The sequence below is a fragment of the Microbulbifer maximicatervae (SeqCode) genome, assembly GCF_052467615.1.
Map to the genome: position 1 here is coordinate 2,297,394 of NZ_CP174319.1, position 14,243 is coordinate 2,311,636.

Here is a 14,243-nt window from a genome sequence, read left to right on the forward strand (position 1 = left end):
GTGCGAAATGCTATTTTTCGTTGTCAGCTTTCTCGGGGCCACCCTGAGCATAGGATTTGGTGATATGCCTGAGGGTCTTCATCTGCTTGCCGAAATTGCGGCAAGGTGTGCAAACCGCCAGATGTAACTTCAGGCTCGCCTTCTCGGAAATGAGCAGGTCCCTCTCCTGGGACTCAGACATCAGCCTCGTGGCTTCCCGGCAGGTCTTCATCATTGTCACTTCTCCACACCAAACCAGTTATCTTCCAGACACTCGCGCAAGCGAAGGCGCGCCCTGTGCAATGTGACATTTAAGTTGCTAACAGTAATCTCCATGGCAGCACAGATCTCATGGCTTTCCAGCTCAATAAATTCCCTCATCATAAAGATCTGCGCTTGGCGCGAGGGAAGATGGCTGAGACAGGCCTCGAAGATCCGCCAAAAATGCTTGTCGTGAATTGCCGACTCAGGATCAGCCCAGCGCTTGGGCTTTTCATCCTTCTGCCAGTGCCCCGTCTGATCAAACAGCTCATCGTGATCATATTCTTCCCTATCCCCACGAACCAATTGATCCGCATCTACGAAGCGCTGTCTCTGTCGCAATATGTCGGCAATCTTGTTCTTGAGAATGGCGAAGACCCAGGTCTTCAAAGCTGAGCGACCGGAAAAGCTGCGCGAGTTCTTTAGGGCACCCATCAATGCTTCCTGAACAGCATCTTCAGCCAACTGCGTATCCTGCAACTGCAAACTGGCAAAACGCAGCATCTGTTGGCGCAAATCCACCAGGAACTGCGAATTCTGCAAGGAATCCTCGGCGGACTCTGTCGAAGCACTGGGAGCTAGGTGATCGCTCAATTACGTTCCCTCATAATATCGAAGCGGAGAGAGTCGATATTAACGAAAATAATGCGATTCTCTACAAACCAATTCCCACTGGCGCCAAAAGGCAATTTTGCTGATTCTGAAATATCTAGTGCATCATGCTGGTATTTTTGTGCCAATTGAGACTTTTCTGCTTTATCCTGCCCCTCGAGCCAGAATGAGTGAAATATCATGCCAGTATAGAGCTCTGCATCAGTTTCGAAAGCGGAAACCTTTGGCCAGAAGAACCTCTAACTCCTCAACTCTTCCGTGATTCCTCTGGTTTTTAGTCGCGGGAACCGCAGACTTGTTACACTTCCTCAGCAAAATTACAAAGAGCGCCAATACCGGCGCAACTGCGCCTTTTTGGTTAACCCCCGCAATAGGTAAAGAGCCAATGCACGATTTAGTACAGGACTACTACGGACGCCAACTAAAGAACTCTTCAGACCTGAAGACCAATGCCTGTTGTGATCCCAGCGATATGCCAGAGTGGCTAAAACCATTGCTGTCCAATATTCATCCCGATGTCCTATCCCGCTATTACGGCTGCGGACTTGTCTGCCCTCCACTTTTGGAAGGCTGCCGGGTACTGGATCTTGGCTGTGGCTCAGGCCGGGATATTTACTTGCTCTCCCAGTTGGTAGGCCCAAAAGGTGAAGTAGTAGGTGTCGATATGACGGAAGAGCAGCTGGCTGTGGCCAGGCAGCACCAAGCCCATCACGCCGACAAGTTTGGCTATGACAATGTCCGCTTCCTGCACGGCTACATCGAAAAGCTGGAGGAACTGGAATTAGAGCCTGAAAGCTTTGATGTGATCATTTCCAATTGTGTGGTTAACCTCTCCACAGACAAAGATGCTGTACTCAAAGGCTTGTTTCGGCTGCTGAAACAAGGGGGAGAATTTTACTTCTCCGATGTCTATGCTGACCGTCGTATTCCCCCCGCAATTAGCTCTGACCCCGAGCTGTTCGGCGAGTGTCTTGGGGGCGCACTCTACTGGAATGACTTCCTGGAAATTGCTCAGGGCAGCGGCTTCCGCGATCCACGCCTGGTGGAGAGCCGGCCATTACTTATCACCAACCCAACCCTGGCCCAGCGCTGTGGTTCAATTCGATTTTTTTCCGCCACTTATCGCTTGTTCAAATTAGCGCAACTGGAAAAAGACTGTGAGGATTACGGCCAAGCAGTGATTTACAAAGGCACACTACCGGGCTATGCCGATCAATTCGTTCTCGATGGACACCACATTATTGAGACCGGACGAGTATTCCCTGTGTGCGGTAACACTTGGAGAATGCTCGCAGAAACCCGTCTCGCACCGCACTTCGAATTCATTGGCGATTTTTCGCGGCACTTTGGCCTGTTTCCCGGCTGCGGCAAGGAAATGCCATTTGCCAACGACACTCCCGAAGCGGATCAATCGAGTACCCAGTGCTGTTAACCCAGAGTCTGAAAGTGGGGGCCCAACCGGGCTCCCTTTGGAAACCCAACGACCGATCCCAAAAAGTAAGGTATCTTTTTCTCCAGCCAATAACTGGGGCTCCATACCGTCCCATCTATAAACCCTACATGCCCCCCTCGATCACTCACCGCCAAATCGACAGCAGAACTAACTTCGCTGGTTACAGGTATCGCTGATGGACAAATAAAAGGATCATCAACGGCGTTGATAATCAAAGTCGGCGTGCGAATATCTTTGAGTAAAGGCTTACTGGATGCCTGGGTGTAATACTCATCCACATCACGAAAACCATGTAACGGCGCAGTGAAAGCATTGTCGAAATGCCTGAAATCGACAAAGTCCTCACTGCAATTGAGATCGGGTAAGGCCGCAGCCAACTGTGGGTCTTTCGCCTTATGAAGCAGGCTCAAACGAAGCCCGCTAATCAGGTGGCGCTCATAAAGGTGGGATATACCAGTGTTGATGTAGCGACTACAGGCATGGAGGTCCATTGGCGCCGAAACAGCAATCCCAGCGGCTACCTGCCCGCGGCCACCATCTTCACCTAACATTTTCAGAACAACATTTCCGCCCAATGAGAAGCCAACCACGGCAATCGTCATTAATGGAAACTGTTTCTTAAGTTCACTAACCAGCCAGCGAGGATCTTCAGTGTCACCACTGTGATAGGCCCTCGGCAACTTGTTAGGCACACCACCACAACCTCGAAAATGCATTACAGCGACCTGATAATGGTATGCCAGAAGGGTTTCCATCAGCCCCTGCACATAGGGCGACTCTACCGAACCTCCCAAACCGTGAAGTATCAATACCAGAGGATAATCGGGATCATTGCGTAGCGGCCTGGGAAAATGCAAAGAAAGGCGATCGCCATCAGGCGTTTCGTACCAGCGGCAATCTGTCTCAATCCAGGGGGTGGCGCGGTGAAAACGACTGAATACGGTCTGAATATGTCGATTGCCAAGGCCTGGGGCTGGAGAAAAAGAATTAACCATAGATTTCTATCAATAGTCGAAACAACCGGGGCTATCAGTTTCCTGCTGATGGTTTAGGGATTGTTGCCCCTTTCGTTTCTGGGACAAAAATCAGAAAAAATGTACCGGCGATCAGAGCAATAGCTCCCAAAGTAAGAAAAGCAACGCCATAGCCAAAATACTGAACAATATATTCCGCAGAAAAATTACTACATGCCGAACCAATTCCCACCAGGGCAGCCATAGCGCCCTGGGTAACATTAAAGCGGCCCGTACCACGTGTCAGGTCGGCACACATTAAAATAATAATGACGCCAAATATACCATTAGCCACGCCATCCAGGGATTGAATTGCTACCAGGAAGTACGGATTGTCCGTAGACATAAACAACAGCGCCCGTACCGGATTGATAAAAAAACCGATAAGGAAGATTAGCTTGCGCCCCCAGGTATCCGCTTTGGCCGCACACAGAAAGGACATCAGCATCATCATAAACTGGGCGGCGATGATACAAGCTGATGTAAAGGCAATAGCTATATCGGCATTCGAGTTAATCGACAGTTTCTGACTCACCAAGGGCAACATCGCGGCATTGCCAAAGTGGAATAGAAACACGCTGACAGCCAAAGCGACCAGGCGCCTGTCAGACAGCAGTGACTTGAAGCCCGACGGCTGTGCTTTGCCCTCTAGATCCTTGTGCTCTCCGCCCCGAGCACGGATATGATCGATAGATTTTCCCGGAATAAAGGCTACCGAGATCGCCATAAGGGCACCCATAACCGCCATCAACCAGAACACCCCCTGCCCGGAAATAGTCAGGGCAAGAATCGCTGCAAGCCCAGCAGCAAAGACATTGCCCGCATGATTGGAGGCCTGGTTGGCACTGGTTTGATAGGTAAAGTTCTTATCGCTGGTAACCCCGAGTGTGATTGCCGCAATAGAAGGAGCCACGAAGGCAATTGCGCCTCCCATCAAAACCTGAGAGAGATAAATCAATGGCTTGTGGCTGGTAAATTCCACAATAGTGATAGAAACAATACCGATAATGATCCCGCAAGTGGCAATAAGCCCTCTCTTAAAGCGAGTACTATCGATAAATGCGCCAGCAGGTGTCTGCAGCAGTACAGTGGTTACCCCGCCAATTGCCAGGACAACCCCAATATCTCCCGGCTTCCAGTGCATGGCTGAGAGCAGGTAAATAGCCAGGTATGGTCCCAAACCCGCAACCACATCTCCAGCAAAGAAATTCGTAAAGAGAAGAGGTTTGTTTAAACTCTTATGAATGGCCTTGTTGGCACTCTGCTGCACTGGATAGAGCCTCAGAAAAATAGCAATGCTGAAAACCAGAGTAGCAGTTGGGACTAGCGACACTCGGATAACGATAGATGTCTATCAGCTTAACCGTCTCGGCAATCATCTTTATCCTAATAGCCGTGCGCCAATGGCTACCATCTGCCGTTCGTATCTGGCACATCATGACCCTTGGCGCAGTAGCACTTTTGGCCTTGAGGCAAATCACACTTAAAGATGCATTCTTTGCAGTGGATTGGGACTTAATCCTCTACTTATTCTCTGTATTTTCGATTGCATCCGCTCTGTACGACACAGGGATTTCAGCACAAATCAGCAGGCGAATACTCTCCCGTAAAAACCCCAATACCATACTGGCAAGCTATGTCCTGATCATGGCCGTCTGCGCCGCCCTTCTCACCAATGATGCTGCAGCAGTGATTGGTGTACCCATCGCTCTATTGATGGCTCGGGATATGAACTGGGGTGTTGTACCCCTACTTATTTTACTTTGTGCCACCGTAACGATCGGCAGCATGATCTCCCCAGTCGGCAACCCACAAAATATCTTGATTGCCAACGCAGGGCAGTTTGACAATATGTTTCTGGTATTTGCCGAGTGGATCTTTATCCCGGCAGCAATCACCATGCTGCTGTCGATTCTTTGGTTAAAAAGGTTTCTTAAAGTTGACGAACCCAGTCACAATGTAGGCATTCAGCATCGAGAGGACAATGAGATAGCACAAAAATGGCCACCTCTATTGTCGGCAGCCCTTCTGGTAATTCTAATAGCATTAGGCAGTGTACTTCATAACGTAGAAGGTATTTACCACCCGACCTTGGGTCAAATAGGCTTGGTCGCCTGCTCACCCATTTATCTGGCGAGTCATGAAAGAAGAAGAATACTGAGAGAAGTAGACTGGCCCACCCTCTTTTTCTTTATTTCTATGTTTATTGTGACCGGCTCACTACTCAAGTCCGGATCACTACAGTTTTTTCTGCACAAGAGCGGGATTAATCTGGCTGAACCTGAAACCGTAACTTTTGTCAGTTTTTTTGCCAGCCAACTGTTTTCCAATGTTCCCGTAGTGGAAATCTACCTGAATCTGCTACATGAACACGACACTCAAACACTTATGATGCTATCAGCCATATCAACAGTTGCTGGTAACCTATTTATAATCAGCGCAGCCAGCAATGTAATAGTGCTGCAGCAGGCGGAAAAATTTGGTGTGCAACCATTTAACTTCTGGCAGTTCTTTTTATTGATGTTGCCGGTAAGTGTTATCAGTGTGGCAGCGAGTTATCTCTATATTATTTGGTACAGCTCGCTACAGACCTAAAAACAAGAGCTAACTCTGGGGCTTCTCGACTCGGACAAAGGGGCGATAGTCTCCCCCTTCCAGCAGCAGATAAATATTGTAAGGTTCAAACTTTCCATCCACTTCCATTCCTGGGCTACCAACGGGCATCCCGGGTACTAATAGACCGATTCCATCCTCTGGAGGAGAGGAAATAAATTGCAGGATATGTTTGACGGGAACATGGCCTTCAAAAACATATTTGTTGTGCCACACCGCCGTATGGCAACCCTCCATCCCCCGAGGAACACCCCATTGCTGCCGAATTTTGGCCATATTCAGCTCAGAACTGGTAGATACGGCAATGCCGTTACCCCGTAGATAATCCACCCATTTGTTACAACAGAAGCAAAGCGGATGTTTATACACAATAAAACTATCGGCATCCCACTGTTTTTTTTCCTCCGCACCAGCAAAACTTGCTGGTGCGGCCAATATCACCAGTGAGAAAAGGAGACCTAAAACCTCCCTAGATAGCCTGGGCATAGTGAATAGCATAAGATTCAGAGGAATCAGTCCAGTGGCGAACAGGTTTAAAGCCGCCTTTCATCAACAGGGTATTAAAACTACTCACTTTATATTTATGGCTATTCTCGGTATGAATAGTCTCCCCTTCCGAAAAGACGATCTGTTCCCCGGCGATTGCGACGCTCTGATCCCGGAGGCTAACTAAATGCATCTCTACGCGTTGTCGTAATGGTTGATAGAAAGCGCGATGAGAGAAAGATGACAAATCAAAGTTGCCTCCCAACTCACTGTTAATTCGTTGCAGGAGGTTCTTGTTAAACTGCTCCGTAATATGCTCACTATCGTGATACGCCCTCTCCAGTACAACGGAATCTTTAACTAAATCAGTTCCGATAAGCAGGCCGTCTCCCGCTCTCAAATTCGCCGCAAACGTCTCCAGCAACTGCTCCGCCCTATCCGGCTCAAAGTTTCCAATTGTCGAACCAGGAAAAAACACCACACGTTTTTTTGACTCAATATTTGACAGATTGTCCCATACTTCGGCTTGAGTAAAGTCACCCACTTCCGGCCAGATAGAAATATGAGGTAAGCCTTTTTTAATTCGTTGCCCCGCCAAATAGAGAATCTCCGGGGAAATATCGATGGGATAGTATCCGCTAGGGTTTTTTAAAAGATGCAGTAGGCCCTCTACTTTTTCGCAGTTGCCTGCACCGGGCTCCACCAGTAGCGCCCCTGGGCCAATTTCTTCAGCAATATCCGGTAGATACTGATTGAATATCTTAGCCTCAGTACGGGTTAAATAATAATCGTCTACATCACATATTTTCTCGAATAACTGAGAACCAAGTTCGTCGTATAGGTATTTACACGGTAGTGTTTTCTGATCTCCGGCCAACCCCCGTAACACATCATTGAGAAATTCATGGTCTTGTTGTGAACTTTCCTGCATCGATGATACGGCTGCTTTCACATTTAGTCTCCTGCCAAACGGATACCGGTAAATTGCCACGACTGGTGTGGATAAAAGAAGTTGCGGTAACTGATCCGGATATGGTCAGCCGGGGTTGCAAAAGATCCACCGCGAAGAACCTTTTGGTTACACATAAACTTTCCGTTGTACTCCCCTACTGCATCCTCCCGGGCTCTGAAGCCCCTATAAGGTAAGTAAGCGCTGGAAGTCCACTCCCACAAATCCCCTAAGAACTGCGTTTGTCCTCGCTGCGCCTGCAATGGCCTGAAGTGACGTTTCTCCAGGAAATTAGCTGATGCCATCTGGTTCGGCTGGCGTAAATGGCAAGCAGCTGCCTCCCACTCAAATTCGGTAGGCAATCGTTTTCCAGCCCAGGTTGCGAAAGCATCTGCCTCATAAAAAGAAAGATGACAGACAGGCTCAGCTGGATTTAAGGGTAGCAACCCATAGAGGGAGTACTGATACCAACCATCACTATTCAGCCTCCAATAGAATGGGTGCTTTTGCTGATTTTTCTGCAAATGCAGCCAACCATCCGAAAGCCACAGACGATGCTGTTCATAGCCACCATCCTCTATAAATTCAAGGTACTCCCCATTAGTAACCAGTCGGGAGGCAATAACAAAGTCATCGATAAACTGCTGATGCTCAGGCCCTTCATTATCAAAGCAGAAAGCATCGCCATTACTCCCAATCCCATAGAAGTCCTTGGGTATGCTCAACCAACGCAGTGGTTCCAGTGCCCCGTCTTCATCTTCAGGAAACATATCCCGGTAAGCGGGTGCCATGGGATTAGTTGATAGAGCATGCTTGATATCGGTCAATATCAATTCCTGGTGCTGCTGCTCATGATTCAACCCCAGCTGGACCAACGCGGCCAAATTTTCAGGAATCGGGTACTCACTGAGCAACCGGTGCATGGAGTCATTGATAAACTTTCGATATTCATAAACCTGGGCACTATCCGGACGCGAAATTAGCCCCCTGTTAGGGCGTGCAAAGGGGGTACCCAAACTGTTGTAGTAAGAGTTGAACAGGTGGTTGAAGTGTGGGTTAAACGTTTGATATCCCCGCAACCGGTTGGCAAGGATAAAGGTCTCAAAGAACCAGCTCGTATGTGCTAGGTGCCATTTGGTAGGACTGGCATCCGGCATAGACTGTAACTGCATATCCTCCGGGGATAACGGCAATGCAAGGTTCTCTGTCTCTGCACGAACTTTCTGGTAATCACTGAGAAGTTGATGTTGTACTTCCTCTAAAGTTACTTCACCGACGTGTATTGCCATATTAGTAATCAACTGCGACACATTTCTTCTCTATTGAAATCATCATACGCAGTTTTAGGTGTAAACCTAGAGGCTAGCTATTCAACAGAAGGGGATATGCGCCAGTTTATTTTTCTCTTGAAGGGTCAATAAAAAAAAGGGCCGGATAAACCGGCCCACTCTCTCGTCATGCTGACAGGAATAACTTAATAAAATAGAGCAAAAATTGTTTTATGTACTATTTCTTTCAAAATTTAGACGCAATTTTCACAGTCTAAACGTTTTTTATAGGCTACTGTCGAAATAAGGAGTTCTAAATAATCCCACAATGCCCCTGTGGCCTTTAAATACCCTCCCAAGGTCGACAACAGCACATCCCTGTGCCGTATTAACCCATGGGTTAATTAAAATCGGACAGTTAAATCCGCACCGTACATTCTCGGCATAAAGCGCCAAGCGGGACTGGCACCAATGGCTGCACCGGTACCACCATAGCCGCCAGCGATTTCTTCATCCGTCAAATTTTGTATCCAGAGCGCTAATGAATAACTATCTGAAGGGCTGTTCCAGGCTGCCCGCAGGTTGAACAACTGATAGTCTTCCACGATACGTGTCCGATCAGTAATCGAACCAATTCGCTCATCTGTCCAGTTGTAATCGCCACGGAAAATAAACTCCCCGCCAGATGCAAGGTCCACTGTGTATTCAGCCATTAGGTTGAATTTATTCTCTGGCGTTGATACCCGAGACTGACCTACTTTCGAGTCCTCTTCAGTCTCACCAATGGCTTCGATGATCTGGTAGTCAGTAAACTCTGTATCCAGGTAGGAGTAATTACCGGCAACAAACAAGCTCTCTGTTACTGCCCACTGTACTTCGATCTCCGCCCCAGTACCCTCCGCATCCGAATTCCGCAGGTTATAACTGGGAATAGGAGTACCCACCAGATCCAGCTCCTGCAAATTGTTGTATTCGTAGGTGTAAATAGAGGTATTCAAGCGTACTCGGTTGTCGAACAGGCTGCTCTTAAGACCAACCTCCAGGTTAACAACATCTTCCTGATCGAAAGACGACTCAACCCCGGGACCAAAGTTAAGGCTATTGAATCCACCGGCTTTAAAACCATCCGCCAGGGAGACATAGGTCATCACATCGTCATTCCAGCGGTAATCCAGCACTATACGACCGGAAAGGTCGCTCCAGCTATCACTCAATTTGGAGTCCAAAACCGGCTGGCCATTATTGAAAAACACAATGCCAAACAACTGGGACCCCAAATCGACCTCAGGCAGGGTTACAGTGCCGATTACGTTGCCATCTCCGTCAACCAAGCGCACATCTCCGCCGGACAGTGACAGGGGAATACTGTTGCCATAAGCCGTCTGGATGGTGAAATCTTTTTGATCGTAGGTATAACGAGCACCGATAGTTAGGTCCATCTTATCGGTAAGGCTCCAGGTCATATCACCGTAAATAGCACTGGAACGGTAATCACCTGTGTTGCGAACACTCTCCCCCCAATGTGCATCCGAGGCTATCCAGGGATTGAAGCCCGCCATCATCTGTCCGACTACATCTTCCGCATAGAGCATATCGCCGGTTATACCAGCAGCGCCTAACTGAGCGAGTAACGCATCCACTTGGCCTGTTTGCAGCATTAGGTCATAGACAAAGGAAGCGCTAGCAATTCCCTCCAACCCTGCCTGCTGCAGCTGTGCACGGGTGATAACCGCTAAGTCCTCTTGCTCGGTTTGGGTCAGGTCTGGATAGGCAGCCTTTACCCCTTCATAAACGGCAAAGGACTCCACCGATCCGGTAGTGAAATTGGCATAAGTGGTGTGATCCACCTCTTCTTCGGAGTAAGAAGCTCCCAGAGTCCATTTGATAGTATCTGTAGCACCATTGAGCCGGAACTCTTGAGAGAACTGGCTTTGATCATCAGTATTAGCTGACCCAAACATATAGTCCGGGTTGGCGGTACCATCCTCATCCTGCTGCAGGTGGGCATCGAATTCGCTGTAGGCAGTAATCGAAGTAAAAGTGAAATTATCGAAATCTTTGGTTATTGTCAGTGATGTGCCAAAGGAATCACGATCCTCAATGGTCGGGGTATCCAGGGCGTAGTCGCCAAAAACATCCGTTTCATCTTTAAGGCTGGGCACTATGGTTGTTCGCAAAGCGCTGCCTTGATCCATAATCCCGTAATTGGCGCGCCACAGCACCTCGGTATCCGTCGCCGGCTCCCACAACACAGAGGCGCGGTAGGTCTGAGTATCCTGATCCCCTACAGAGAATCCATTTGCTAAATTATCGGCAAATGGATCGCGACGATTTGTCGACGCCGAAAAACGACCATACAGGTTGTCACTAATTTGGCGATTAACCAAAAGATCCGACGACTGGCGCCCATAATTACCGGCTGTTAGATTTAATTCCGTAGAGTCATCCGCCTGCGGTTTGGTGGTAATAATGTGGATCGCACCACCGGTGGCATTGCGACCGAATAGTGTACCCTGCGGCCCTTTGAGGACTTCAACCCTCTCAATATCGGTCAGCGGTATCTCGGCACCTGCACTGCGGCCGGTATAAACCCCATCCACATAGACCGCCACTGCTGGATCAGAGCCTATGGTCCAGTCATTAGTTTGCACTCCGCGAATACTGTACGTTGGTTGCAGGGCGGTATCATTGTGCATTTCCACGCCCGGCGTATATTTCCCCAAGTCAGTCAAATTTTTGACACCGGCTTCTTTTATATTTTCCCCGGTGAAGGCGGAAATCGCGATAGGTACGTCTTGTAGGTTTTCCGCTCGCTTCTGCGCAGTAACGACAACCTCCTCAATTTCCGCAGCGTGAACGTGAGAGCCAACAGCGGTGAGGAAAGCAATGGTTCCAGAAAGAATGGAAAGATTGAATCTACGGTTTGTTACATCTCTACCAACATCGTGCATCATCGCGTCCTCGCGTTTATTGTTATACAGCCTGATGTTTTCGATTTCTTGTTGTTTTTGTTATTGCACGCCATCTTACGGTTGCGTTTTCATATTGAAAACCCTGCGATGACTTTTTTCTTGTGACCAGTCAGTTCTTCGAGAAATAGCAGTGAATGACAGGAAAATCCTATAATTTAAAGCTTGGGTTTTGTCACTAAAAGTTACTCTTTGTATCGCTTAGTAACTTTGCGAGTGAAATTAAAATTGCACAAAAAAGTGCTACCGACATTAACTCAGAGATTTTGCGGCCACCACAATGACAACATTTCCATTTCTCAAGCGGTATATGCCAGCACTAATTATCAGCCTATTGGGTTTGATAATTATATTTTTAATTGGCTCCTGGATCTGGCTCCGACAGAGCTTGCCTATTCTCGATGGAACCATTACCACGGGTGAATTAAAAGACCCAGTTGTTATCGAGCGCGACTCACAGGGAGTGCCATTAATTCATTCTGAAAACCGAAACAGTTCGGCCTTCGCATTGGGCTTTTTACACGCGCAGGAACGTTTTTTTCAAATGGATCTGTTGCGGAGAAGTTCTGCTGGGGAATTATCAGAATTACTGGGCGCGTCCACTATAAAACACGATCAAAAGGTACGTTTGCATCAATTTCGCCAGCGAGCAGAGCGAAACATTGCTGCGATGCCGGCGGAACAAAAGGCCCTTCTGGATCAATATATCAACGGTATTAATTTTGGCCTCAACCAGCTTCCCGCAAAACCCTGGGAGTATTTGTTATTGGGTCAGGAACCGCGTCCCTGGAATTCTGCCGACAGCCTGTTAACTATCTACAGCATGTACCTGACGCTACAAAGTGAACGCGGTAGTTATGAACTTCGCGACACCGCTTTAGCCGAATTGCTTCCAGCAGATCTCTACGCTTTCTATTTTCCCCAAGGCGGGCGATGGGACGCACCACTATTTGGCGAAGCACGAGAAAAAGTCAGCCTCCCAGAAACGCCGATTTCTGCGCTTTTAGATGAACAGGACACTATCGTTTATCAGGCGATGGAGAGTGATGACAAAATTTACGGCAGTAATAACTGGGTGGTCGGCGGTAATTTGACAGCGCACGGTGGAGCCATTCTTGCCAACGATATGCACCTCGGGCTGAGTGTTCCCAATATCTGGTTCCGAGCAGGCTGGAGCATACCTGGCACCAACCGATTTGTCCGTGGCGTAACCCTTCCAGGCGGCCCAATTATGGTTGCCGGAAGCAACGAATTAGTTGCCTGGGGATTTACCAACACCGGTGGCGACTGGAGTGACCTGATTCCACTGGAACTCAGCGAGGACGGCAATCAATATAAAACGCCTGAAGGCTGGAGGAATTTTGCCTATGAAACAGAATCTATCGCCGTCAAAGGCAGCGATCCAAAAACCATAGAAGTTCGCACAACTATCTGGGGTCCCGTTATCGGTACAAACCACGATGGCGTTCCTCTCGCATTCCGCTGGGTTGCTCACGACACTCTGGGCGGCAATATGAACTTGATTGATATGGAAGTTGTTCGCACCGCCGAAGAAGCTCTGGAGCTTGGCCCCACCATAGGCATCCCCCACCAGAACCTAGTGGTTGGCGATAGTAACGGCAATATTGGTTGGACTGTGGCTGGCGCTATTCCCAAGCGAGTCGGGTTTGATGGCAGTCGATCAATCAGCTGGGCAGATGGTAGTGCCTATTGGGACGGCTATTTAAGCCCCCAGGAGCACCCCCGCCTGTATAACCCGGAGTCCGGCCGAATCTGGAGTGCCAACGCTCGTATCGTTGATGGGGACTATCTCAAACTCATGGGCAACCACGGCTATGCGCTCGGCGCACGTCAGCAACAAATTCGCGAACGGCTTTTCGCTCAAGAAAAATTCAATGAGCAGGACCTTTTAAATATCCAGCTCGACGATCAGGCAGTTTTTCTCGAGCGGTGGCAGCAACACCTCCTCACCTTACTTGAAGATCAGCAAGACTACCGCGAGGTATATATACAGATTCAAAATTGGGGAGGCCGAGCCGCCATCGACTCCGTGGGCTATCGCATCGTTCGCAACTATCGCCTGAAGCTGATGGAGCTTACGACAGCGCCCATTTTGACTTACATGCGCCGCTATCAGCCCAAGTTTTCTTTCGGCCAACTCAAGCGCCAATTTGAATACCCACTTTGGGAAATGGCTCAGCAAGAGCCAAAACAGCTTCTCAACCCGGATTTTGAATCCTGGAACGCGATAAAGCTCGCCGCCCTGGATCAAGTACTGGAAAAAATGAACCGCAGCAATCTGCCCCTTAAGCGTCAATCCTGGGGTGCTGAAAATACGGCAAAGATCCAGCATCCACTGGGCAAAGCAATACCACCGCTGAACTGGTTCCTGGCAATGCCTGCTGAGCCTCTCGCAGGAGATACCCATATGCCCCGCTTCCAGTCTCCCACTCATGGCGCATCCCAGCGCTTAGTGGTTTCACCGGGCCGGGATGCAGACGGTATTTTCCATATGGCCACAGGTCAGAGTGCTCATCCACTCTCACCATTTTTCGGCAACGGCCATCAGGATTGGGTAAAGGGAAACACTTCATCATTTGTTGAACGCGAGCCTCGCTACCGGCTCACGTTAAATTAGAG

Annotated in this window: 11 protein-coding genes; 3 read left to right on the forward strand and 8 right to left on the reverse strand. The window is 48.7% G+C overall.

What is annotated here, in order from left to right; genetic code table 11:
* Nucleotides 1-10: 10 nt before the first annotated feature.
* Together ACJJIM_RS10275 and ACJJIM_RS10280 are read right to left on the reverse strand one after the other, a co-directional pair.
* Nucleotides 11-214: a zf-HC2 domain-containing protein gene (locus ACJJIM_RS10275; protein WP_282933051.1), complete on the reverse strand. Its 204-nt coding sequence runs from the start codon at nt 212-214 to the stop codon at nt 11-13.
* Nucleotides 215-216: 2 nt separating this feature from the next.
* The gene (locus ACJJIM_RS10280; RefSeq protein ID WP_282933052.1) at nt 217-834 is read right to left on the reverse strand and encodes an RNA polymerase factor sigma-70; all 618 of its coding nucleotides are present in this window, start codon (nt 832-834) and stop codon (nt 217-219) included.
* A 403-nt stretch (nt 835-1,237) separates the two neighbouring features.
* Between ACJJIM_RS10280 and ACJJIM_RS10285 the strand changes: the two genes are divergently transcribed.
* Nucleotides 1,238-2,284, forward strand: coding sequence for a methyltransferase domain-containing protein (locus ACJJIM_RS10285; RefSeq protein ID WP_413662208.1), 1,047 nt, complete (start codon nt 1,238-1,240; stop codon nt 2,282-2,284).
* Here ACJJIM_RS10285 and ACJJIM_RS10290 read toward each other — a convergent pair.
* Complete coding sequence (locus ACJJIM_RS10290) at nt 2,281-3,300, reverse strand: hydrolase (RefSeq protein ID WP_413662209.1); 1,020 nt, start codon at nt 3,298-3,300, stop codon at nt 2,281-2,283. The genes ACJJIM_RS10285 and ACJJIM_RS10290 overlap by 4 nt on opposite strands.
* 34 nt (nt 3,301-3,334) lie before the next feature.
* On the reverse strand, nt 3,335-4,588 hold the full coding sequence (locus tag ACJJIM_RS10295; protein ID WP_413662210.1) for an MFS transporter: 1,254 nt from the start codon (nt 4,586-4,588) through the stop codon (nt 3,335-3,337).
* Nucleotides 4,589-4,665: 77 nt separating this feature from the next.
* Here ACJJIM_RS10295 and ACJJIM_RS10300 point away from each other — a divergent pair, with 77 nt between their 5' ends.
* On the forward strand, nt 4,666-5,913 hold the full coding sequence (locus ACJJIM_RS10300; RefSeq protein ID WP_413662211.1) for an ArsB/NhaD family transporter: 1,248 nt from the start codon (nt 4,666-4,668) through the stop codon (nt 5,911-5,913).
* A 9-nt stretch (nt 5,914-5,922) separates the two neighbouring features.
* Here the strand turns inward: ACJJIM_RS10300 and ACJJIM_RS10305 are convergent, their stop codons facing one another.
* From ACJJIM_RS10305 to ACJJIM_RS10320, 4 genes are all read right to left on the reverse strand, one after another.
* Entirely contained in the window at nt 5,923-6,417 is a 495-nt protein-coding gene (locus tag ACJJIM_RS10305) for a DUF411 domain-containing protein (protein ID WP_444913216.1), read from the reverse strand.
* The gene (gene egtD, locus ACJJIM_RS10310) at nt 6,401-7,369 is read right to left on the reverse strand and encodes an L-histidine N(alpha)-methyltransferase (protein WP_413662212.1); all 969 of its coding nucleotides are present in this window, start codon (nt 7,367-7,369) and stop codon (nt 6,401-6,403) included. Before egtD ends, ACJJIM_RS10305 begins: the two co-directional genes overlap by 17 nt.
* Nucleotides 7,370-7,371: 2 nt before the next feature.
* Nucleotides 7,372-8,676 (reverse strand): ergothioneine biosynthesis protein EgtB, encoded by a 1,305-nt coding sequence (gene egtB, locus ACJJIM_RS10315; RefSeq protein WP_413662213.1) that lies wholly within the window; start codon nt 8,674-8,676, stop codon nt 7,372-7,374.
* A 362-nt stretch (nt 8,677-9,038) separates the two neighbouring features.
* Nucleotides 9,039-11,588, reverse strand: coding sequence for a TonB-dependent receptor (locus ACJJIM_RS10320; protein WP_413662214.1), 2,550 nt, complete (start codon nt 11,586-11,588; stop codon nt 9,039-9,041).
* A 325-nt stretch (nt 11,589-11,913) separates the two neighbouring features.
* On the opposite strand from ACJJIM_RS10320, the gene ACJJIM_RS10325 reads away from it, so the two are divergent.
* A complete protein-coding gene (locus tag ACJJIM_RS10325; protein WP_413662215.1) occupies nt 11,914-14,241 on the forward strand; it encodes a penicillin acylase family protein in 2,328 nt (775 codons plus the stop codon).
* Nucleotides 14,242-14,243: the final 2 nt, after the last annotated feature.